General features: G+C 39.5%; 20 protein-coding genes, 1 pseudogene and 1 riboswitch. Of the genes and pseudogenes, 7 read left to right on the forward strand and 14 right to left on the reverse strand.

Translation table 11 applies throughout. The annotated features are described in order from the left end of the window. Positions 1 to 19 precede the first annotated feature (19 nt). A complete protein-coding gene (locus tag IEX94_RS13095; protein ID WP_188858070.1) occupies positions 20 to 565 on the reverse strand; it encodes a transcription repressor NadR in 546 nt (181 codons plus the stop codon). A gap of 180 nt (positions 566 to 745) precedes the next feature. Between IEX94_RS13095 and nadC the strand changes: the two genes are divergently transcribed. The 3 genes from nadC to IEX94_RS13110 are packed head-to-tail and all read left to right on the forward strand — an operon-like array spanning position 746 to position 4,589. Continuing rightward, complete coding sequence (nadC, locus tag IEX94_RS13100; RefSeq protein WP_188858072.1) at positions 746 to 1,582, forward strand: carboxylating nicotinate-nucleotide diphosphorylase; 837 nt, start codon at positions 746 to 748, stop codon at positions 1,580 to 1,582. 34 nt (positions 1,583 to 1,616) lie between these two features. Further along, positions 1,617 to 2,624, forward strand: coding sequence for a TAXI family TRAP transporter solute-binding subunit (locus IEX94_RS13105; protein ID WP_188858074.1), 1,008 nt, complete (start codon positions 1,617 to 1,619; stop codon positions 2,622 to 2,624). A 30-nt stretch (positions 2,625 to 2,654) separates the two neighbouring features. Then, complete coding sequence (locus IEX94_RS13110) at positions 2,655 to 4,589, forward strand: TRAP transporter permease (RefSeq protein WP_188858077.1); 1,935 nt, start codon at positions 2,655 to 2,657, stop codon at positions 4,587 to 4,589. A gap of 113 nt (positions 4,590 to 4,702) precedes the next feature. On the opposite strand, the gene IEX94_RS13115 is transcribed toward IEX94_RS13110, so the two are convergent. From IEX94_RS13115 to gabR, 5 genes are all read right to left on the reverse strand, one after another. Next, positions 4,703 to 5,509, reverse strand: a complete 807-nt coding sequence (locus IEX94_RS13115; protein ID WP_188858079.1) for a glycosyltransferase family 8 protein — start codon at positions 5,507 to 5,509, stop codon at positions 4,703 to 4,705. Between the two features lie 116 nt (positions 5,510 to 5,625). Next, positions 5,626 to 6,867: a Zn-dependent hydrolase gene (locus IEX94_RS13120; protein WP_188858081.1), complete on the reverse strand. Its 1,242-nt coding sequence runs from the start codon at positions 6,865 to 6,867 to the stop codon at positions 5,626 to 5,628. A 152-nt stretch (positions 6,868 to 7,019) separates the two neighbouring features. Continuing rightward, a complete protein-coding gene (locus tag IEX94_RS13125; protein WP_188858083.1) occupies positions 7,020 to 7,496 on the reverse strand; it encodes a nucleoside deaminase in 477 nt (158 codons plus the stop codon). A 54-nt stretch (positions 7,497 to 7,550) separates the two neighbouring features. After that, complete coding sequence (locus tag IEX94_RS13130; protein ID WP_188858085.1) at positions 7,551 to 8,447, reverse strand: DMT family transporter; 897 nt, start codon at positions 8,445 to 8,447, stop codon at positions 7,551 to 7,553. 17 nt (positions 8,448 to 8,464) lie between these two features. Continuing rightward, positions 8,465 to 9,901, reverse strand: a complete 1,437-nt coding sequence (gene gabR, locus IEX94_RS13135; protein WP_444544165.1) for a MocR-like transcriptional regulator GabR — start codon at positions 9,899 to 9,901, stop codon at positions 8,465 to 8,467. Between the two features lie 107 nt (positions 9,902 to 10,008). Between gabR and gabT the strand changes: the two genes are divergently transcribed. Both gabT and IEX94_RS13145 read left to right on the forward strand, forming a co-directional pair. Beyond that, on the forward strand, positions 10,009 to 11,316 hold the full coding sequence (gabT, locus tag IEX94_RS13140) for a 4-aminobutyrate--2-oxoglutarate transaminase (protein ID WP_188858087.1): 1,308 nt from the start codon (positions 10,009 to 10,011) through the stop codon (positions 11,314 to 11,316). A gap of 12 nt (positions 11,317 to 11,328) precedes the next feature. Continuing rightward, a complete protein-coding gene (locus tag IEX94_RS13145; protein ID WP_188858089.1) occupies positions 11,329 to 12,720 on the forward strand; it encodes an NAD-dependent succinate-semialdehyde dehydrogenase in 1,392 nt (463 codons plus the stop codon). A 376-nt stretch (positions 12,721 to 13,096) separates the two neighbouring features. Here IEX94_RS13145 and IEX94_RS13150 read toward each other — a convergent pair whose 3' ends face one another. The 7 genes and pseudogenes from IEX94_RS13150 to IEX94_RS13180 all read right to left on the reverse strand — a co-directional run bounded on the left by IEX94_RS13150 (position 13,097) and on the right by IEX94_RS13180 (position 20,208). Continuing rightward, entirely contained in the window at positions 13,097 to 14,377 is a 1,281-nt protein-coding gene (locus IEX94_RS13150; RefSeq protein WP_188858091.1) for an ArgE/DapE family deacylase, read from the reverse strand. 47 nt (positions 14,378 to 14,424) lie between these two features. Beyond that, positions 14,425 to 15,675, reverse strand: coding sequence for a Zn-dependent hydrolase (locus tag IEX94_RS13155; RefSeq protein ID WP_373290833.1), 1,251 nt, complete (start codon positions 15,673 to 15,675; stop codon positions 14,425 to 14,427). 13 nt (positions 15,676 to 15,688) lie between these two features. Then, positions 15,689 to 17,281, reverse strand: a complete 1,593-nt coding sequence (locus tag IEX94_RS13160; protein WP_188858093.1) for a sodium:solute symporter family protein — start codon at positions 17,279 to 17,281, stop codon at positions 15,689 to 15,691. An 11-nt stretch (positions 17,282 to 17,292) separates the two neighbouring features. Continuing rightward, a complete protein-coding gene (locus IEX94_RS13165) occupies positions 17,293 to 17,490 on the reverse strand; it encodes a hypothetical protein (RefSeq protein ID WP_156857311.1) in 198 nt (65 codons plus the stop codon). A 480-nt stretch (positions 17,491 to 17,970) separates the two neighbouring features. Then, positions 17,971 to 18,054 (reverse strand): annotated as a pseudogene (locus IEX94_RS20320) (hypothetical protein); the annotation flags it as partial. A gap of 265 nt (positions 18,055 to 18,319) precedes the next feature. Continuing rightward, on the reverse strand, positions 18,320 to 19,627 hold the full coding sequence (locus IEX94_RS13175) for a nucleobase:cation symporter-2 family protein (protein ID WP_156857310.1): 1,308 nt from the start codon (positions 19,625 to 19,627) through the stop codon (positions 18,320 to 18,322). 5 nt (positions 19,628 to 19,632) lie between these two features. Beyond that, a complete protein-coding gene (locus IEX94_RS13180; protein WP_156857309.1) occupies positions 19,633 to 20,208 on the reverse strand; it encodes a xanthine phosphoribosyltransferase in 576 nt (191 codons plus the stop codon). Positions 20,209 to 20,799: 591 nt separating this feature from the next. Next, a riboswitch (purine riboswitch) is annotated at positions 20,800 to 20,901 on the reverse strand. A 79-nt stretch (positions 20,902 to 20,980) separates the two neighbouring features. Here IEX94_RS13180 and IEX94_RS13185 point away from each other — a divergent pair. Continuing rightward, on the forward strand, positions 20,981 to 21,220 hold the full coding sequence (locus tag IEX94_RS13185) for a PIN domain-containing protein (protein WP_229782718.1): 240 nt from the start codon (positions 20,981 to 20,983) through the stop codon (positions 21,218 to 21,220). A gap of 595 nt (positions 21,221 to 21,815) precedes the next feature. Then, positions 21,816 to 22,451 (forward strand): pentapeptide repeat-containing protein, encoded by a 636-nt coding sequence (locus IEX94_RS13190; protein ID WP_188858095.1) that lies wholly within the window; start codon positions 21,816 to 21,818, stop codon positions 22,449 to 22,451. A gap of 549 nt (positions 22,452 to 23,000) precedes the next feature. On the opposite strand, the gene IEX94_RS13195 is transcribed toward IEX94_RS13190, so the two are convergent. After that, positions 23,001 to 23,897 carry a permease prefix domain 1-containing protein gene (locus tag IEX94_RS13195; RefSeq protein WP_229782719.1) on the reverse strand — a complete coding sequence of 299 codons (897 nt, stop codon included), beginning with the start codon at positions 23,895 to 23,897 and terminating at the stop codon, positions 23,001 to 23,003. Position 23,898: the final 1 nt, after the last annotated feature.

Here is a 23,898-nt window from a genome sequence, read left to right on the forward strand (position 1 = left end):
GAATTGATTATAATTCGTCTTAATTTGTAGTCCCCACCAAAATCCCAATCTCATCCAACTTCCAGCAAACCTCCTCAATCTTCTCCATCGAATCTGCCTCCAACGTATGCAGGTGCAACCCGTTCGTCAGCGAAGATAAATGCGCAACATTCGGTCCCCGCAAATTCTCATAAAAAAGATCAACTTCCCTTCGATTACTCACCCGAATCGAAGCGGTAATATCCCCATAAACTGGATGATCCACACTCACATCCTTCACGGTCACCCCATGATCGACAATAATATACAACTCCTCTAACGTCTGTTCCGGCGTATGGTTCACAACGATTGTCTTTCGCACCAGGTTGTCTTCCGGTTGATTGCCCATATAAATATAACCCTGACTTGTTGCGACAACTGGCTCATTCTTTGCCTTTAAAATTGACACATCTTGCACAATCACTTGTCTCGATACATTCGCTTTTTCCGCGAACTTGGATGCGGTAATTGGCTCTTTCGACTTCTTCAGTTCATTTATAATCAGTTGTTGGCGCTCACTGGATGACATTTTTTCTTTACTTTGCATGTCTTCATCTCCTTAATTTATTAAAATTCTTATAATTAGCCCTTGATATTATATTAATTTTGTGTAAATATAGGTGTCATGACACCCACATACATTATCCCACTCAGCCTATTTTTATGCAATGTATGTGAAGTAATTAACAAGTGAATTCTATTAAAAAGAAAATGGAGCGGACATACTATGAATCAAATCAAACTACGAAAAATGCTAGAGGACTTTTTTATGGAGGATATTGGCGATCAAGATCTAACGAGTCATGCGATTTTTCCGGCGGAGCAAAATGGAAGCGGTGTTTTTATCGCGAAGGAATCTGGGATTATTGCAGGTTTAGACATCATTCAACAAGCTTATCATTTACTAGATTCAAAATTAGAAATCTCCCTTCATTATACAGACGGAGACTATGTGCAACGGGGTGAGAGAATCGCGGAAGTTCGTGGCTCGGTTCGGCCTATCTTAACGGGGGAACGGGTTATTTTAAATCTGGTGCAGCGAATGAGCGGAATTGCGACATTAACGAATCAATGTGTAGAAACGCTGAATGACTCTTCCATTCAAATATGTGATACGAGAAAGACGACACCTGGCTTACGCATGCTCGAGAAATATGCGGTAACGGTCGGTGGCGGGAAAAATCATCGGAACGGGTTATATGATGGCGTTATGATTAAAGATAACCATATAACGTATGCCGGCTCGATTACAAAAGCGGTCGAAAGGGCTCGAAAAGCGCTTGGGCATATGGTGAAGATTGAAGTGGAAACGGAGAATAAAGAAGCCGTGCTTGAAGCAGTGGAGGCAAAAGCCGATGTGATTATGTTTGATAACCGGACTCCTGAAGAAGTGAAGGAATTTGCGAAGCTCGTGCCGTCCCCAATTATCACGGAAGCGTCTGGTGGTATTAATCTCAAAAACCTAGCAACTTATGCAGGGACGGGTGTGCACTATATTTCGCTCGGTGCGTTAACCCATTCCGTGAAGGCGCTGGATATTAGTTTACTTGTGAAAGAAGAATAAGAAAATAACTAAGGCTCAAGCAAGGAGAAGCATAATGAAAAACGTTTGGAAGGTGTCCATAATCTTACTTGGATTCTTACTATTAGTCGCATGTGGAAGCGAAACAAGTTCTAAAAAACCAAATGAACAAAATACGCAGCTTACAACAACAATCAAAGGCGGACGCACTGGCGGAGCATGGGCAGTGTTTACAGAGGGAATCGCGGAATCAATTCGCCGGGAGCATGGTGGATCATTTATAACAGTCGAGCCTGGAAGCATTATTGAAAATCCATTAATGGTCGGAACAGGTAGAGTTCCTTTTGGCTTGTCCTATTCAATGACAGCTTATGCGGCTTATAAAGGACTAGAGCCTTATAATCAAGCCTTTCGAGACATTCGTGCCGTCAGTGTCGTTGTACCGGCAAACTATTATCAGCTTTTTACAAGGGAAGAGCTTGGGGTGACTTCGGTTGAGGACTTATTAGAAAATGGTCCGCTCCACATATCCGTGAATCAACAAGGTTCGGCAGGCGAGGTTATTACCCGGGAAATTTTAAGATTTTACGGGGTAACCTATGAAGATATTATTTCTGAGGGTGGTTCGGTTGAATTCCTCTCCGGCTCGATGGCTTTTGAACTGATGGCAGATGGTAGGCTTGATGCTGCGGGAAATGCTGAATCCGCTCCTTCCAGTAATATTATCGAAGCGGCGACAATGACAGATTTAAACATGATTTCTTTTGATGAAGAAATGATTCAGACCGTTGCCGATAATTTAGGGATGGAACCGAACACCATCCCTGCTGGCACATATGATTTTCTCACCGAAGACGCTCGGACGGTAAGCACACCGGCCATTCTTATGGTTCATAAAGATGTTTCCGAGGAGGAAGTCTATGCTGTCACGAAAAGTATTTATAATAATCTAGACTTTTTAGATACCGTTCATGAAGAATTTAAAGCGTTAACGAAAAGAAATATGAGCAATGTTGGAGCACTCCCGCTGCATCCAGGAGCGGAAAAGTTTTTTAAAGAAAAAGGACTGCTAAAAAATAACTAAAGCTTAGCATTCGATAAAGGAGATTGTTCAATGGTGAACCTAAAAGCACGTATAACTGGCTGGTTTGGGTATGGGTACCGTCGCCAGCTGTCATCCTATCATTTACATATCTTCAGACTGCTTGCTTGTATTCTTGCAGTCTATCAAATTTGGTCTGTCATTTGGGGGAAATTAGATCCATTGAATCAAATGGCACTGCATTTATCTGGTATTCTTGCAATCGCCTTTTTGCTGTATGGTTATTCCAGGAAAGCTCACGAAGGGAAAACAACGGAGAATCCGACCTGGATCGATTATACAGCGGTACTCCTCGTTATTCTAGCTGGAGTCTACTTTTCTATGCATGCGGAGCGTATAGCTGTAAGGATTCCAATTATGGACCCGCTCCCGACTCTTGATTTATTTTTCGGGCTTGTATTTATCGTGTTAGCAATTGAAGCAGCCCGCCGGACGATGGGCTTTCCGATTATTGCGATTGTGCTCGCCGGTTTTAGCTATATTTTCTTCGGGCATTATTTGCCGGGGATCTGGCAGCACCGGGAGTTTTCTTTTACAGACGTCATGCATGAGCTCGCCTTCAGCTATAACGGATTGTGGGGATCTCCAATTTCGGTAGCGGCAACCTTCGTGTTTATGTTCCTCTTGTTTGGTGCGTTTTTAAAACAGGCTGGAGCAGGTGAATTTTTCTTTCAATTGTCGACTGCGATTGCTGGGAGAACACGAGGCGGCGCAGCGAAAGTGGCGGTGTTAACAAGTGCCTTTTTCGGATCTATCTCCGGAAGTCCAACGGCGAATGTTGTTGCGACTGGATCTTTTACGATTCCAGTGAGTAAAAGAAGTGGCTATAAACCATCTGTTGCTGCGGGTATTGAAGCTGCCGCGTCAACTGGTGGAAGCACTCTACCGCCGATTATGGGTTCATCTGCCTTCTTAATGGCCGCGGTAACCCAAATCCCATATGGGATGATTGCGCTTGCTGCAACAATTCCCGCGATTCTTTATTATGTTTCCTTGCTGTTGATGGTTCATTTAGAGGCAGTGCGTTCTAATATGCCCCGGCCGAAAGAGGAAAATATCCCTGACATTAAAAAGGTTCTGAAAGAAGGCTGGTATCATATTATCCCCTTCATCGTGCTTATGTATTTCCTTATTCAGGGATATAGTGCAGCAAGAACAGGATTTTACGCAATTCTAGCTATTATCGTCGTAAGCTGGTTTCGCAGAGAGACACGGATTGGTTTTAAAGCGACGATTCAAGCACTTGTTGACGGTGCAAAATCGTCCATTCCTGTTACGGCGGCTTGTGCTGTTGCAGGCTTAATCATTACCGCAATCATGTCTACAGGACTTGGAGGGAAATTGACAAGTATTGTGCTTGGTTTAACGAGCGGACTTCTTATTCCCACATTACTGCTTGTAATGATTATTTGTATTGTATTAGGGATGGGCATGCCGGTCGCTGCTGCTTATATTTTAACAGCCATGCTTGCTGCCCCTGCATTAATTGAATTAGGTGTTCAGCCAATGGCAGCACATTTATTTATCGTTTATTTTTCTATTTTTTCAGCAATTACGCCACCAGTTGCAGTTGCAGCTTATGCAGCTGCTGGAATTGCCGAGGAAAATCCGAACCGAGTTGGCTTAGAGGCCGTAAAGCTTGGAATCGTTGGGTTTATTATTCCATTTATGTTCGTGCTGGAGCCAGCATTGTTGCTGGATGGTTCAATCGGAGACATCGTTCTGGCTGTTCTTACAGCTTTACTTGGTATTGTTGCACTTACTGGAGCGATGATTGGCTGGCTCGTTACGAGTGCGACCGTACTAGATCGTATCCTTTTATTAAGTAGTGGCTGTTTGTTTGTATTCCCAAGTATCGTTTTGAACATAGCTGGGCTTGTATTGGTTCTCTTTGTTTTCTTCATGCAAAGAGGGTCGAGGGAGCAGGTTCCTCGAACTATTCAATAACCGAGTGTGAGGAGTCTAACTTTTACCAAGAAACTAAAAGCGGAGCAGTTCCCGAATGGGCTTAGCTAGTTCGGGAACTAGCACACTTCCGCCGCGTAGTGCAAGGTAAGAAACTATCCTAAAGCTATTCTTTCATAATGCTTATACAAGGAATGAAATTTACCGGAATAATTGACATGCCATGGCTTTTTCTTCCCGCAAAAGTGAATGATCGCTGTATTGTGTATAACGTAATCCATATCAATTTTATTTTTGTTAGCTAAACGATAATACAGATAAAACCGTGCATCAAAGTTATATAAGATTTCATCTATATTTTTTATTTTTGCCGAGTATAAACCATTTAAAATATCCTGATCAGGCAAGATTAACTTTTTCCTGTTTTCCTCCACAAATTTATAAATCTCCTCTTCCTTGATTTCCATCCGTTGACGTTCTAAATTCATTAACAGAACACCAGAATTATAATATTCATCTATTTCATAGCCCGGAAAGCGAATTTTGTTAATATCGCTTAAAATGGAACGATCATGGAACGCAGCAGCGTATAGATATTCCGAAATATCCATATCGTACAAGGTGCGAATTTCATTTATGACCAGAATATCTGGATCAAGATAAAGAATTCGATCGAGCTCTTGCGGTAGCATTTGGTAAGCTAGTAAACGATAATACATTTCTTTCGTAAAATGCTTAACAACTGGAGCATTAGAAAAGTGCTTCTCTTTCACTGTAATCACGACAAGCTCCTGACCCTCTTGTTGAATATACCGCATGAGATCATCCAGTTCCTCATCTTCAATAGACGAATGCATTAGATAAATAGCAAAGGATTCTCCAGGGTTATTTACAAAAAGGGACTTCAGCATTGTCTTTAATGGATTGATATAATTTGAATTCAACGTTACGAGGATATTCATGATTTTCTTTTCCCACCCTATTTTTTTATTGCTTCATGACTCAACTTTCGCACTGCAGAAATTCACATCATTTTCAGGGCCTGACAAACTCACCCGGCAGCCAAAATCCACTCTTGCTAGTTATTCACAAATCCACCCGCTTGCTTTAAAACTTCCATCTCTAATACCGTTACCCCAATTTCTATATCTTTTTCCTCCGTAAATTCATCAGGATGGTGGCTCAGACCATCGACAGAAGGAACGAATATAAGAGTAGTCGGCCAGCGGGAAGCTGTGTTCATCGCGTCATGCCCTGCACCACTCGCCATAAACATATAAGAAACCCCGACCTCCTCACATGTTACTGCAACCGCCTGCGCTAAGTCTTCATCCATCATGACCGGATCATCATTTTGGATGATCTCCATTGAAATTGGTGTCGCACGCTTCTTCTCGATTTGCTCTGCCTTTTCCTTTATCCGTTCAAGCACCCGTTCACGTGAATCAGCATATATACTGCGGATATCCACCTTGAGTGATGCACTGCCGGGCACGACGTTCATGGCCCTTGGCGATATATCAAGTACTCCGACAGTTGCGACCGTTTCATATTCATCTTCCAAAAGACCCGCTTCTTCCACTGCTAGCGATAACTCAGCTGCAGCAAGCAATGCATCACGCCGATTCTTCATCCCTGTTGTTCCGGAGTGGGAACTCTTCCCAGAAATATGAATTGCTAAACGGAGTGGTGCTGCAATACCTGTTACAATACCGATTTGTTTGTTTTCCTTGATTAACTTTGGTCCTTGCTCAATATGCAATTCGTAAAATGCCTTTACACGTCTATTGCTCTGATCCGCCTGCGGAAACTGGTCCAGCTCAAGCCCCTGTTCCTTGACCGCTTCCCTAAGTGACACTCCATTTCTATCCTGCAAGTTTTCCAATGTCGCAAGATCTACCTTATTCATCATCACCTTACTCCCAAGGGTCGCGAAATTAAAACGCGATGATTCTTCACAAGTGAAACCGATTAATTCAATCGGATGCTGCGTCCTTATCTCTGCCTCTTTTATCGAACGGATAATTTCAAATCCAGCTACTACCCCAAGTAGACCATCATACCTTCCGCCTTGGTAAATCGTATCTAAATGAGAGCCAATAATGACGGGGGGAAGCGAGTCATCCGCACCAGGCAGGCGGACGATAACATTCCCTGCGGCATCAATTTCCGTTTCAAGCCCAAGCAGTGTCCCTTCTCTCATCAAATATTGCTTTGCGATATATTCCTCGTATGTATAGGCAACCCGCTCAATCCCGCGATCCGTCTCACCCAATTCATTCAATATATGCAGCGTTTCCATCAAGCGATCGATTTTCATAAGACTCATCCCCATTATTTAAAGCATTATGTATACCTATAATTTACAGTATATTCCGCAATAGCTCCAGGAAATTTTTGCATGCACGAAAATAAGGTCAAGGGGCCTAGTCCTTGACCGAAGCAAAATCATGAGCATAAGTTGTTCAAGCTTTATTTCTGGTGCAGCTTGTAATGCAATTCTCTAACCCTTTCCGCAAGCTCAGAAACTGGCCCATCAACTACCGCACCGCGAATAACGTCTTGAATCGGCAAATTCCGAACAGGCGACGGAGCAACCCCCAGTTCACTCATCCATTCCGCAAGCTGCTCCGAAGAACTTGCATATACAATCCGACCTAAACCAACCCAGCCATGAGCCGCAGCACACATCGGACAATGTTCACCTGAAGTATAAACAGTCGCTTTACTTCTTTCTTCCGGTTTCATATTCTCAGCTGCCCAGCGCGCGATAGCAAATTCCGGATGCTGCGTATGGTCTCCGCTCGCAACATGGTTATGGTCTTCAAAAAGTACCTCTCCATCTGCTGAGACGAGAACAGAACCGAATGGCTCGTCACCTTTCTCTAGAGCGATTTTTGCCAATTCCACACAACGACGTAAATGCTTTAAATCTGTATCTGTTATCATATTGTAGCCTCCTTCGTTTCATGTACCCATATTCTATCTATGTACCCATTCACTTTACAAGCTTTCCGATTCCTTCAGCACCACTTCCTTCGAACCTCCTTGCAACCTTAGAAAGTAAAATATCCCAGCGATAATCAGGATACCACCAACAGCTTCTACTCGTGTAATCATCTCATTTAAAAGGAATATTGCTAAAACAGAAGCCCCAATTGGCTCTCCTAACGTAGCCATGGATACAGTTGTAGTATTGACATAGTTTAATAGCAAATTGAAAATAATATGTGCCCCTGTTGGAAAAATAGCGAGCATCATGAAGACGGCCCAATCATTTGTACTATAACCGGTAAAAGGTATCCCGCCAATTAAATTAAAGATAGCAACCGTTACTCCAGCCACAAAGAAGACTAAAAAGCTGTATACCCAATGATTAATTGATTTTACATTCCGTTGCCCGATCATTAAATATAGAACAATAGAAACAACGGCAAAGAAAGATAAAATATTTCCCAAGAAAGCGCCAGTCCCGCCTCCTAAATTACCTCCACCAACAATGACAACCCCGATAAAAGCAACTCCCATCGCAAACACGGTACGAACATCTACCTTTTCTTTAAAGAAGAGTAGTCCCAGAACTAAAGCAATTGCAGGCTGTAGCGCTAGAATTAAAGTAGAACTTGCCACCGTCGTATGATTTAAGGATTCAAACCATAATCCAAAATGTCCGGCTAAAAAGATACCAGCAAATACAATCGCTACCCATTCTCTCGCACGTATCCCAAGAAATGTTTTCCGATGTTTAATAACCATAGGAAGAATGATTACACATGCCAAAAACATCCGGTACATGACCATAACCGTTGAAGGTGCATCCGATAACTTCACAAGTATTGCAGATAAGGAGATACAAATAATTGTAATGACTAACAGAATGTTAATCGTTCTCTGCTTCAATCGTTTCCCTCCCTTATTCAATCTTCTTTAAGAATCTCATACAATCGTTCGACCGCTTCTGGAATTTCTTCTCTAGAAATATTAGCAAATCCTAACACAAGCACAATTTTATTCCCCCTATCAACTTGCTCTTCCTTTAGCATGAACCGAGTTAAAGGATACAACTCAAGCTTCTTATTCTTCGCCAGCTGAGCGACCTCCTCATATGTCTTATTCGTTTTAAACTCAGCTAGAAAGTGCAAGCCGGCTCGGATATCCTTAATATGAATATCCTTCTTAAATTTTCGTTTTAATTCTTCAACTAACAACTCTCGCTTTTCCTCGTAGCTGTTATTCATCCGCTTAATATGCTTAGCATATTCTCCAGTTTCAATAAAGTAGTGAAGCGTATATAAACTGAGCACATTACTTCCTTGAATCCAACTAGAATATTTACGTCGATATTCCCTTAACAAAGCAGGAGGCAAGACGAAATAGCTAACTCGTAAGCCTGGCATCATTGTTTTTGAAAAAGTCCCTGTATAAATAACACGCTGATGTCTGTCTAAACTTTGTAAAGAAGGGATGTTATCTGTACCATATTTAAATTCACTATCATAATCATCTTCTATAATATAAGTATTCTCCTGGTTCACTGCCCAATTCAGCAATTCCATCCTTTTAGAGATCGGCATAATTATTCCTGTTGGGAATTGATGAGATGGAGTGATAATTAAAAGATTTGGATTAAGTTCTTTCACCTCTTTCACATCAATCCCTTTATCATCTAAAGAAATGGGGGCAACTTGATGATTCGTATCTTTTAATTGTTGATAAAGCCTAGAGTATCCTGGGTTTTCAATAGCTGTCGTAATTCCAGATGGTAACATATTCATTATTTGCCAAAGAAGCGGCTGGGTTCCCGGTCCGATTATCACTTGTTCCGGTTCACACACCACTCCGCGGGAAACAGCGATAAGGCGAGCTATCGTTTGCCTGACAAGATAAGGACCTTGTGGGTGAGATATTTCTGATAGCTCTTTTTTGTGATGTTTAATTGCCATCCTTTCACATTTCATCCATGCTTTAAAGGGAAATATCGAAAGGTCTGTCGACATATGTGATAAAGAAATCCAGCCTTCTTTATCATCCTCATACGTCTCTTTTTCTTTCAAATCATCGGGGAAATCCGGTCGCATGGAAAACTCTTGCAGACTCATAAATTGTTTAATATCTTCCACATAATACCCTTTTCTTTCCACGGTATAAATATATCCTTCTGCAAGTAGTTGTTCATACGCGTTCGTAACCGAATTATTACTTACTCCCAGCTCTTGTGCTAGCTTTCTTTTAGAAGGAAGCTTCTCACCGGGAGCCAATTTATTTGCTAAAATACTCTTTTTCATTTCCAAGTAGATTTGCTGATAGATATGCTTTCCAGTATTATCTCGATCAACCTTGATTAACATCATCAACTTCTCCCTCTCCTTCTGGTACCATGTTAATTATAATTCTGGTACTTTTCATTATAACAGAATCTTATAATATCAGTATAAATACTGAAAATGGGAGGCATTACAAAATGGATGCATTAACTAAAAGTACAAAAGAGTTGCAAGATAAACGAAATAAATATATCCCTCGTGGGGTTAGTAATGGAAACTTACACATTGCACGGGATGCACAAGGCTCGACAATTACGGACATCGAGGGAAATGAATTTATCGACTTCGCAGGGGCGATTGGTACTTTAAACGTTGGACACACACACCCGAAAGTAACGGAAGCAGTTAAAGAACAAATTGATAAATTTTTACATCCCGGCTTTAACGTTATGATGTATGAAGGCTATATTGAGCTTGCCGAAAAACTTTGCAAAATTACACCTGGAAACTTTGAAAAGCAAGCACTACTCTTAAATTCAGGTGCAGAGGCAGTGGAAAATGCCGTCAAAGTAGCTCGTAAATATACAGGTAGACAAGCGGTTGTTTCGTTCGTTCGCGGATTCCACGGTCGTACCAACATGACGATGAGCATGACGAGCAAAGTAAAGCCTTATAAGTTTGGCTTTGGCCCCTTCGCACCAGAAGTCTATCAAGCTCCATTCCCTTATCCGTATCAGAGACCAGAATCATTATCGGAAGAAGAATATACCGACCAGGTCATACAGGATTTTAAAGACTTTTTTGTGGAAACGGTTGCACCGGAAACAGTCGCTTGTGTCGTTATGGAACCAGTTCAAGGAGAAGGTGGATTCATTATCCCTCCTAAAGAGTTCGTGCAAGCGGTAAGAGAATTTTGCTCGGAGCATGGCATTGTTTTTGTAGCAGATGAAATCCAAACTGGCTTTGGACGTACTGGGTCATATTTTGGAATTGATCATTTCGATGTAGTGCCAGATTTAATTACGGTTTCGAAATCCCTTGCAGCTGGTCTTCCACTAAGTGGCGTTGTTGGTCGTAAAGAAATTCTGGATGCCTCAAATCCTGGAGAACTTGGTGGAACGTATGCAGGAAGCCCTGTTGCATGCGCCGCAGCATTAGCAGTCATTGATATTATGGAAGAAGAGAATCTACCTGCCAAGGCGGAAATTGTTGGTGAAAAGATTGAAAATAAACTTACAGAACTACAGGAGAAGTATACGTTTGTCGGTGAGATCCGCCGTCTAGGTGCGATGGTTGCTGTTGAAATTGTCGATAACCGTCAAAATAAAAATCCAGATAAAGAAACGACAGCTAAAATTGCTAAATATGCAAACGATAATGGTTTGCTGTTATTATCCGCCGGAATTAAAGGAAATGTCATTCGCTTCTTAGCTCCACTTGTAATAACAGATGAAGAATTAAACAAAGGATTAGCAATTCTTGAAGATGCTTTCGCTAATCGATAGGAGGAATTAACATTGACAGAATATATTTCAGTAAAGAATCCAGCAACAGGTGAGTTAATCGAAGAAGTAAAAACAAATACCAATGAAGAAGTTGAACAAGCTATCTTAAGAAGCCACGAAAGCTTTAAGGCATGGTCTTCTGTCAATGCCCATGAGCGTTCAAGGCTATTACAAAGTTGGTCTCGCCTTATTCAGGAAAATAAAGAAGAAATCGCTAAGGTGATGACGCTAGAAAGTGGAAAGCCAATTAAAGAGTCGCTCGGTGAAGTCGACTATGCAACAAGTTATATCGATTGGTATGCTGAAGAAGCAAAACGTCTTTACGGACGGACCATTCCGGCAAACACTGAAACAAAGCGAATTATCATTACACGTCAAGCAGTTGGTCCAGTCGCAGCGATTACGCCTTGGAACTTCCCAGCAGCCATGATGACGAGAAAGGCAGCCCCGGCACTTGCTGCAGGATGTACATTTGTCGTAAAACCAGCTGCAGAGACACCACTAACAACAATAAAGTTAATCGAACTTGCTCATAAAGCAGGGATTCCAGAAAATGTGGTACAATGCGTAAATGGTAGTGGTAAAACAATTGGTGATATTTTTACAAGTAGTCCTTACATCCGTAAAATCACATTTACAGGGTCCACTCCAGTAGGTAAGTCACTCATTACAAAGAGTGCAAATACAGTGCAGCATGTTTCAATGGAACTTGGCGGACATGCACCAGTTATCGTTGCAGCGGATGCAGATATCGATTTTGCCGTAACGCAAACCATCGCTTCAAAGTTCCGAAATGCGGGACAAACGTGCATTTGTGCAAACCGCGTCTTAGTACATGAAAGCGTTGTAGATGAATTCTCTCAAAAACTAGCAAGTGCAGTGAGTCGGCTGAAAGTAGGAAATGGATTGCATGAAGATATAGATGTCGGTCCTGTTATTAATAAGAACGGCTTCAATAAAGTTGTTTCTCAGCTAGAAGATGCGGTGAATAAAGGTGCAGAGGTCCTAGCTGGTAACGAATTCGATGCTAACCAAGAAAAAGGGTACTTCTTCATCCATCCAACTGTTTTAAAAGACGTAAAAGAAGATATGAATATTATGCAAGAAGAAACATTCGGCCCAGTCATTCCAATCACCACATTTACAGAATTAGATGAAGCAATCAAGATTGCCAATAGCACACCTTTTGGCTTAGCATCTTATTTCTTCACAAATGATTACCGTACAGGGGTTTATTTAAATGAAAACCTAGACTTTGGAATTGTCGGTTGGAACGACGGAGCACCATCTGCTGCACATGCACCATTTGGAGGAATGAAAGAAAGTGGAATCGGCCGTGAAGGTGGCAGTGAGGGAATCGAGCCTTATTTAGAAACGAAATATTTATCAATTGGAAATCTATAAGCTTATTTTAAATATCCGCCAACAGCCCAAACAAGCTGCTTGGCGGTTGTAATCTTATAAATACAGTTTTTATAAAAAGAGAAGGAGAGTTTCAACTTATCAATCCTATTTTAGAATGAATGGATAGGCCTTTAATAAGCTTGCATTGTTATCATGATTATTAAAAAATCAAGAAATACATTAATGAGTAGTTTCATTCTCTCAAAGCAAGCCCATTTCATTTTAAACTAGCTTTTTAGGTAAGAGTAGGGTATCAAAAAAAGAAAGTAAAAAAGCAGCATAAGATAATAAATGAGAAGACAAGTTCACTAGTACAATATTTTGCTGGACTAATGAACTTGTCTTTCTCTAAGTTATTTAACTATTAAATGATGTCCTAGTTATTCTCCTTACACCAATCTAAAATAAATGCAGCAATTGTTTTTGTTACAGTTTTAAGACTATCTAAGTCAATATATTCATTTGGTGCATGCATATTGGCTCCGCTTGGTCCATAACACGTTGCAGGTATACCAAACTCACCAAATGCACGAAGGTCAGTAGTCGCAGTGAATGCCAATGATTCCATTTCTTCATTTGTTGTTTTTTTATGTGCTGAAGCTATACGGTTAAAAAGCTCACTATCTTTAGATATTGTATATCCTAGTGCATGAAAACCAAAAAATGTAATCTCCGGTGGATTCTCCTTTAGCCAATCATCCTGTTCAGAGGCTTTTAACAACCATTGCTTTACTTCTTCTTGGACGTCTGATGGATCAGTTCCTGGATAAAACCCTACCCTTGCCTCAAATGTATATTCATTAGGAACACTAGAAGGCCAGTCTCCCCCATATCCGACTCCCACATTTACATTTAAAGGATGAGAATGATGGGTAAAATCTGGATGTTTTGGTTGAGCATTAATATGCTTTCTGTAATCTTCCAGCGCCTGAATTAGTATTGTTGACTTATTAATCGCATTTTGCGCCATTTCTGCTCGTTCGACATGAGCCCCGCTTCCCTTCACCTTCACTCTCAACCACATAACACCTAATTGCGAATGAATTCCGCGAAGTTCTGTTGGTTCAGGTATTAATGCACCATCTGCTACAAATCCTTTATCTAGTAATGCTAGTGCTCCGTTTCCTGTACATTCCTCTTCAATTACTGTTTGAATTAGGAGGTCTGCGCCCAATTTTATATTTGCTTTCTGTAGTGCTTTTACTGCATAGATAGCCGCAGCTACTCCGCCCTTCATATCCAATATCCCTCGTCCATACATTTTATTGTCAATGATGGTTGGTATGAATGGGTCCTCTTCCCATAATTGTTTTGGTTCTGCACTTACGACATCAATATGACCTTGAAGAATTAAACTTTTTCCCAGTTTTTCTCCATCGGATTTCCATTCCCCAACTAAAACTGGCCGGTCCTCATAATCCCATTCAGGCTTTCCATAATTTTCATAAGCGGAAAGACGTTTAGGATCAGGTGAAAACAGAGTAGTTGTTAAATTCATGTCGTCTAAATGTTTCTTAATAAAAATTTGCGTTTCCTTCTCATTTCCTAATGTACTTTCAAATGATCCAATTGATTTAAGAAAAAGTAATTCTTCCTCCCATAAATCATCAATCGCTTGATTTACTATTTCTAAATTTTTTGATGTTATGTTACTCATACAGGATCCCCTCTTTCATAAAAGTATTCCGATCTACGGTAAAGAATTTATAGTTTCATCTCATCGTTTGCTAACCTTTTAATTACACCAAATAATACATTTGCCCCTTTTTCTATATCTTCATCTAAGGTAAGTTCTGATACATCATGACTCTTTCCATTAACGCTTGGTAAGAATATCATCGCAGTTGGCCCAAGTTCATTCATATACTTCGCATCGTGACCAGCACCACTTGGGATGCTTTTACTTGTATATCCATATTTCTCAGCGGTTTCCATTATCAAATTTCTAAGTTTTTCATTGAATAATGTTGTTTCTGAGTCCCATAAATTTTCAACTTCAAATGAAACGTTTCGTTCTAACGCTACCTTTTCCATTTCATCTATCATTTTTTCCAAGGTTTTCATTCTTAAATCATTGTCCATATGACGAACATCTAGTGAGAATACCACTTCACCTGGGACGCAATTTGCAACATCTGGAGTAACGGAAAGACGACCCACCGTTGCCGTTACACCATACTTAATTGCTGTTTCTTCAATAACACTCATCATTTTCGATGCAGCTGCGAGAGCATCTTTTCTTAAATGCATTGGCGTAGGACCGGCATGATCGGCCTCCCCGGTTACTGTTATTTCACGCCAATTCATTCCTTGAATCCCCTCAACTCCACCAATAGAAATATTTTCACTCTCTAACACAGGTCCTTGTTCAATGTGAAGCTCTAAGAATGCAAAAAAATCCTTTATTCTATTTTCTTGCAATCCGTCATAACCAATTCGTTTTAGTTCATCTTCAAAACTCTTTCCAGTTCGATCAACCCTACTATATACAAATTCTTTCTCGAATATACCAGCTAGACCACCTGATGCCATCATTGGTGGTTCAAAACGAGCGCCTTCTTCATTTGTAAAATTAATAATTTCTATAGGTCTAGCTGTCTCAATATGATAGTCGTTAAGTGTTCTTACAACCTCTAAGGCTGTTAGAACACCTAATATCCCATCGAAACGTCCCCCTCTTGGTTGTGTATCTAAATGAGACCCGATTAAAACAGGTGCCAGATCCCTTTTTCCTTCTCTTCTTCCATACATATTACCAAAGTCGTCGATACGAACGGATAATCCAGTTTCCTCCATCCAACTCTTAAACAAATCTCGCATTTCTTTGTCTTCATCCGAGAGCGCGAGCCTTTTCAACCCATTTCCAGGTATTTCGCCTATTTCTGCACTTTTATCAATTGTGTTCTTTAATCTCCTAAAGTTTATTCTTTCCTCGACTTTTTTCAATACCTTCACCCCCAATAAAGAATTACAGCCCTAGCTGAACAAATAAATAACCCCATATCGCAACAGAAATTAAAGTAATCGCGACAGCACTTAGAATGACTTGTCTATATTGTTTCTTTATCAATGCAAGCCCATTTGGCTTTTTCTGAAATTCTTTAATTGTGATCTTTGCCATACTTGTTTGCTTCATTTTTGTAAAATACTGTAGCTCATACGTATTCGGCTTTGTTAATAAAGCAATAATAATTAATGATCCAACTGAGAAAACAAGAGCAAGCATAAGTTCATCTATACCCTCAGGAACAGGCATCACACCTCTCCTTATTAGTTCTCCAAAGATAACAAATGTTGTAACACCGATAATCATACTTGATAATGCTGCTTTAGAATTCATACGCCTCCATTCAAATGAGGCGATGATTGTCGGCAACCACCCTACCGCAAAGAAGGAACCTGCATAAATAGAAATCCAGTAAATAGCGGATGGTTGCATAATAGCAATAAGACAAACCACGGCAGCTACTATGATTTGTGCGATACGTGCGTATAACAAGCTTTGTCTGTCCGTAAGTTTTTTCTCGAATATTCTTTCGTATAGATCTCGAGAAAGAGCGAAACCAACTAAGACAAATAACGTTGATGCCGTAGATAGAACTGTAGCCATCAATGCAGCAAGTCCAATACCGGCTATTGCTGGTGGAGTAAACTCCATGAATCCAAAAACCATCACATTATCTGTTGGTGTTATATTCGGAGCAAGTACCTGCATTCCTCCTGCGGCAATAAAAATAGGAATTTGCATAAGCGGAGCAAAAAACACTCCAATCGATGCAACTTTTAATATAACAAAGTCATTTTTTGCAGGGAAAACACGAGAAACAAGAGCAGGCATACAAGTAAAGAATAAGATCCATACAAGGAATTGAGAAATAGACCAACCAATGGAACGATCCTCTGCTCCTGCTAACGTCCAATATCCTGGTATTGTTTCAGATAAATTCTTTATTTGATCAAAGCCTGCTTGTCCAATAATCATTGGAGCAATGATGAATGTAATTGCTAACATTGTAAAAAGCATTATCGTATCTGTAATGACCACACTGTACATCCCACCAAAGGCTGTAAAAGCAAGTAATGCAATCGTAAATAAAACCATAATTAACTCAAATCTTATATCAATGATTTCACTCAATACTAAACCTGCTCCGATAAACTGAACGACACCGTAACCAATTAATCCAATAATCATGATAATTGTTGCAACAACACTAACCCATTTACTTTTAAATCTCTTTTCAAAGAAATCTGGCATGGTTGTACAATCTAATGCTTTCATTTTTCGACCAATATATACTACTGCAAGTAACGTACCGATCCATGAACCAAACGAGCCAAGTGTTGAATAGACTAAAGGACCTTCCGTATATGATTGTCCTGCAATACCTAATAATGTCGTAGCACTAAGAAATGTAGCAGCTAATGTACTCACTATTAGGATTGTGGATCCTTTGCCTCCCATTGTATAAAAATCATCGCTATTTTTAACGAATTTACTTACTACAGCACCAACAAAGATGTAGATAATCAAAACTATAATAAATATTGCAATGGCCATATGTATCCCCCTTAATTTACGTTTGCATTTTTCTCCATTTTATAAGCATCATTAACTTTTCCTTCTTCCTGTAGTTGTTCGGCTTCTTCTTTTTCCATTTGGCGAATAACTGGAAGGTATTGCTTTCTAAGTATCGTAACTACAATAATAAGAGAAAGAACGGGAAGCAATGTTGCATTTAAAAACAAGATTAATACACTTATATTCATAAAATAATCACCACCTCTACCTTTCTATATCTTTTCAATAAATTTAAAACGCTGCACTAGCGCTATATATACCAATTTTCCAACTTTTCACCAGATACTTATTGAGCTTTTAAGCGGTCACCTCTTTCTTATTCAGTATTTATAATCCATTTAGAGAAAACGGTTACAGAGTTAGTTATAAAAATCATAATGCTTATTATTACAAGTATTCTGTCTAATGAAAAGTACCAGATGCATATATAATTAGGGTACCAGAATAAAGTTTTATATTGAGTTAAAATGTGTTTAACTTGCTTACTCGGCAAACTAACTCCAATAGTTTTACTAATCTGTCGCTTATCCAATACATGTAGGAAGTTGTTTAAAAAAACAAAAAGAAGACCATCCGATCAATGGTCTTCTTCCATTTAAAACGCATCTATTATTCCCTTTTTATCCATCATTCCTTATACAATTTCCCCACCCATTATGCCTTAGCTTTTAATCCACTTCGACCTTTACAATTTTTCCTGTATTCATATCAACTTCTACTTCATATTTAACGCCCTGTGCAGTTATGATCTCGACTTCATATACTCAAATACCTTGTTCTTTCTCTAATTTTACTTTGACGATTTGTCCAGGAACTCAACTACTGCAATGTTCATTGCTTCTTCTATCAATATCTGTCTATACCGATTATATCCGTTATTGTATTCGGTACCTTGCCAATTAGCGATTATTCACATACATTTTCCTCGGAATCTTAGTCGTTTACACTACATCCTATTCAGAGATGAGCTGCATGTACCTAACCTGAATGAAAATGGTCAGGTGCCTAGAAGGGAGACTAAAGCGCCTTTTGTTCTGCCATTTGTTGAGCGGCTTCGGGGGAAGAGCGTTTAGATGTAAAAGGGCGTATATTAAAAATAATATTTAAAACAATCGCTGTTACACTTCCTGCAACAATCCCATTATTCGTTAAAATTTGGATGCCGGATGGTAAAACAGAGAATAGGTCAGGTACAACGGTTACCCCCAGTCCCATCCCTACCGAGCAGGCAATAATCATCGAATTTTCCGGGGACTCACTAATCACCCTTCCTAGCATCTTAATTCCTTGGGATACAACCATGCCGAACATTGCAAGCATGGCACCACCTAATACAGCGGTGGGAATAATCGTTGTTACGGCAGCAATTTTAGGAACTAATCCAAATACAAGCAAGATAATCCCAGCTACGAAGATGACTTTCCGTTTTTTTACACCCGTTAATTGAACAAGACCAACGTTTTGTGAGAATGCCGTATATTGAAAAGCATTAAAAATTCCTCCTAATAATACTGCAATCCCTTCCGCACGATAACCTTTTGCTAAATCCTCCTCCGATAACGTTCTATCTGTAATATCACTAAGTGCAAAATAAACACCCGTAGATTCCACTAAGGAAACCATGGCAACAAGACACATCGTGAGAACTGCGGAGATTTCAAATGTTGGCATACCAAAGTAAAAGACTTGCGGCATATGAAAATAAGAAGCCTCCCCGACGGCACTAAAATTAACTTTCCCTAAAACAGCAGCTACTAGAGTACCGGCAATAAGTCCGATGATAATGGATATTGACCGGATAAATCCTTTCGAAAAGCGATACATGAAAATGATGAACGTTAAGGTACCAAATCCTAATAATAGATTCATTGATGAACCAAAGTCACTAGCCCCTTGTCCTCCAGCTAAATTATTAATTGCAACAGGGATGAGGGTTAATCCGATAATCGTAACGACACTTCCCGTCACAATCGGAGGGAAAAAGCGAACTAACTTCCCAAATATCGTGCTTATCAAAATGATAAAAATTCCTGATGCAATAATCGAACCATATATCGCTGAGATACCGAATTCTCCGCCAATCGCAATAATTGGTCCAACCGCTGTAAAGGTACAGCCAAGAACGACTGGAAGTCCAATTCCAAAAAAACGGTTGCTTCCAATTTGTAAAATGGTAGCTACTCCGCACATGAAGATATCGATCGCAACGAGATACGTGAGTTGTTCCGTTGTTAGACCCAGTGCACCGCCGATTATAAGTGGGACCAATATCGCGCCTGCATACATTGCAAGTACATGTTGCATTCCTAAAGCCGCTGTTTTCATCTAGGTTAATCCTCCTTAAAGGTTACTTTCCCATTTTCAAGCGAAGAAACAATAGCTAATGATTCCACTCGGAATCCTTCTTGCTCAATAAGCTTTCTGCCATTTTGAAAACCTTTTTCAATGACAATTCCAACTCCTGCTAATGTCGCCCCGGATTGTTTTACCATATCGATTAAACCAAGTGCAGCTTGTCCATTAGCGAGAAAGTCATCAATAACTAAGACAACATCATCATGTGTGATGTAATCCTTCGATATAGAAATAGTGTTCGATTCTTGTTTCGTGTAAGAATAGACTTCTGCACTATATAAGTGATCGATTAAGGTGAGCGATTTACGTTTCCGGGCAAATATCGTTGGAACACCTAACCGTAATGCAGTCATGACCGATGGAGCAATTCCTGATGACTCCAGTGTTAATACCTTTGTAATTCTTTCATCTTGAAAGCGGGAAGCAAACTCCTCCCCAACCTCCTGCATTAATACCGGATCGATTTGATGGTTTAAAAACGAATCCACCTTCAATACAGAATCAGACAATACCTTACCTTCGTTTATAATCTTTTGCTTTAATCGTTCCATAACGATCTCCTTTCCAATATACTAAGGCGTAAACGCCCTTACAGGCTAAAAACGCGATTCGTTACGCAACACCTGGGACTGCGATTACTCGTCCCACCGAAGAGCATTTGCACTAGCACATCCAGTAGTCGCAGCAACGTACAAACTGTGCCTCCTAGGACGGGAGGTAGTTCGATGTTGCCCCATACGTGAGCGAACTTAATCGAACTTCCCCTTTACCCGAATGAGATAAAGGAAACATGCTCCTTTAGGGGTAGACGTGAGTTGGGCTTAAGCCCGAATTTAAACGGCCCTCCTTTAGTTTTGAGCCGATGTTGACTTTCACCACAAGGGTATAAGGGCGACTAGGCCTCAAAAAGACCGCTCGGCAAGTCTTCTTTATCGATTGCAGGAGTGTGAAGTTTGATAGTTGCTGGGCGCAGAGCGGACGTAGCTATTTCTCGGCACACTAGATACCTCAGTATCTTTATTTTATAGTCTCAGTAAATAAAAAAACCCAGAAATTCTTACTTCTAACTATGAAGAAGCAAGAATTTCTGAGCGGATAGACTCGAAATAAAAAGATAAATTTTAACCTGAACGGCAAAATTACCTTTTTGTGCTACTTTTCATAGTCAGTTTATTTACGGTAAACCGGTAGAAACTTGCAGGCCATATCCCCGCGATTATATGAAAATAATATTCGCTTTAAATGTTACAAGTATAGCATGAAATCGACATATTACAAGGATTTTTCCTTATGTAAAACCTTTCAAACAATTTAGACTTAGGTATGATTAGTTTTGCTGGCATTTCTATCCAGATTACATTTGTTGACTTATTTGCCGGTAGTCAAGAAATGAGTGAGCCACTTCATCGGTTTGATCAAGATGACTTTCACGTATGGATTACAGTCATCCAGGAAAAATGCGATTACATCGTAACTACAAATACTCGGCGTTTCCCTTCTCAAATTGGAAATATACAACGAAATCATCCGGGGGATTTTTACGACTTTTTGATTTCAGAATAAAATCTTAAAACAAATTCCATTCAAGAACAATGATAATGATAGAGAAGTTGCAACATGGATGGTGCTTTAGGCATTGATTTTAATATGGATTCTTGTATTTATTTTAATGATGAGCTCATTTATTAATGAATTTTAAAATGACTTTAAACGGCGTCCACTTTCACTTTCCCAATCTTTTCAACATAGCTATCCCCTCTCAAGATAACTTCGTCAGCTTCATAACGCTATACTCTCTCTACTTTGTCCGGCCCACAAACCACAATAACTTTTTCTCCTCTTGCTTTTACTAATTGGATAAATGCGGAGCCAACTCCACCTGATGCCCTTGTTATTAAAACACATCAGCCTTTTCGACTACAACCAGATAGATAAGACTATCAGCTGTTCCATACGAGCAAGGAAATGTTGCCAATTCTTTATCAGATAAACTTGAATGGATTACAAAGGCTTCCCCTTTCATCAGCCTTTTCTGCGCATTTCTTTTCTTCTTTCAACGAATATGAGATCTTCATCATAACATCCTAGTTAGCCGCTATTATTTATGATATACTCCTCGCTAGTTGGCTAAATAAGTATATCTGAAAGGAAGTTAAGCATGAAAATTGATTCTCCTAAAATTTCTCCATCTCTATTCACAAAAAATTTTCAAGATATCTTTTACGAAGAAGACCCGATTCTAGAAATGTGTGAAATCACGGATTCTAATTTCACAAACGAGGCTGTGGATCGTTTACGGCTATATAATGCAGTCGTAAGAAATAGCACGTTTACGAATACGGATTTTAGCAATGGCGACATAACAGATGTTCGCTTTGAAAAATGTGACTTATCCAATGTAGATTTTAGCAAATCATCGATTCACCGAGTAGAGTTTATAAACTGTAAGTTAGTTGGCTGTGAATTTCCAGAGTCATCTATCGGTAATGTAAAATTTGAAAATTCCATATTGAACTTCGCCACCTTTGGAAATGCAAAACTTCAAAAGGTTATATTTCAAGAGTCTTCCTTACAAAATGTCGATTTTTATGAATGTAAATTTAAAAGAATTGCATTCGATGGATGTGATCTCAATGAAGCAAACTTCGAACAGACATCACTAAAAGGAATAGATATAAGTTCTTCAAAGTTTGATTCACTTACGGTTTCACTCGAAGCTATCAAAGGTTGCAAAGTCTCCACATACCAAGCTATTCAATTGGCATCACTAATGGGCTTAGTAATAAAAGATTAGTACTTTTATTAAAATGGGACTTATACAACAATGAAAAAATGTAAAGGCGGGGATGTAAATACGTACGACTTCTAGTTATAGGCATCCCCGCAAGCATTTATTGATTAAGCTATAGCTTTTCGTTATAGAATTCATGGCATATCTATGTGTCCATATAACTCTTCTCGCTTTCCTCCAATACATGCACTTTAACGAAATTGTATTTTTAATTAACAGAATGAATTGAATTGCATTACCAATTGCAATGGCACCCCATGACAAATAACCTCATAAGTATACCTTCGTTTATCAAAACTAGTGACTTATTGCTTTTCCTCTATTTATGGTAAGTTTCGACTTATACTCTGAAGTCGCAATACTCTTTAGTTATTTAGAAAATTTCACTTGATTATTTTGTTTATATTAAATACCATATATCTTAACTACAGGTGCTATCAAGTATACAGGCCAGAGGAATACCTAAGGGTATATGTATACATAAAAACACCCATTTCTTTTTAGAATATGGGTGTAAAAAACGGATGAAAATTTAGTATTGTAGTCTGGATACTATTTTGTTGCTGAATTTCGTTTATGCTTTGATATCATACGGTACTCAATTAAGAGTTCTCCTACAATGGCAAATAGGAATACAGGAAGGGCGTAAAGGATATTAGTCAATATCCAGATAAGAAGAAAGACCCCTATCGCTCCAATCCATAAAGCTCCGGACAGCATTCCGCGTTTTGTCACTTCTTCTGTATCTTTATAATAGCCTGCGTAGGCTTCGTGATATCGTTCATGCTCCTGCATTAGCCATGGTTTGAACCGTTTTTTTTCGGTAAGCATTAAGAAGGCAATAACCAGAACGCCTGGTAATACAAAAGGAACCAGCACCCCCAGGATAGCAGCGGGATCACTGTTTTCCATAAAAAAGTGTGAACTGGAGATGGAAATTCCGAATAAAATGGCGCCGACAGCAAGGGCATAGATAAGTGCCCTTTTCCAGTCCATCGGATATTTGGCAGTTGTTTCTGTCGTTAAACCTAAGTAGGTTAACGCTGCTCCTGCAGGTACAACGAATGGCAGGAAGGAGGAAATAGCAATGAATAAATTATTTCCTGCAGAAAAATAAGTAATTAGACTCGTAATAATTCCAAACAATAAAACTCCTGCAGCAAGTGTATATCCAATGGCATATCCTGCAGAAAGCTTGGGTTTTGTATCGACATACATTTTTCCAATAATCTCCTTCCTTTTTTCTCTGCTTAAATCATCGGCAATTGCTGTAATGTCACCTAATTCTGAGACAGCTTCTGCAAATGCCTCATCAGATGATTTTCCTGTTTTTTCTAAATCCTGCATGCGGTCCTTTAAATTTATTATGATTTCTTCTTTAAAATCCTCCAGCTCAGCTGTTGATTCATATCCGTGAAATAAATCATCGACATATTTTTTTATCATCATA

The organism is Oceanobacillus indicireducens, assembly GCF_014647195.1.
Classification (GTDB): Bacteria; Bacillota; Bacilli; order Bacillales; family Amphibacillaceae; genus Oceanobacillus; species Oceanobacillus indicireducens.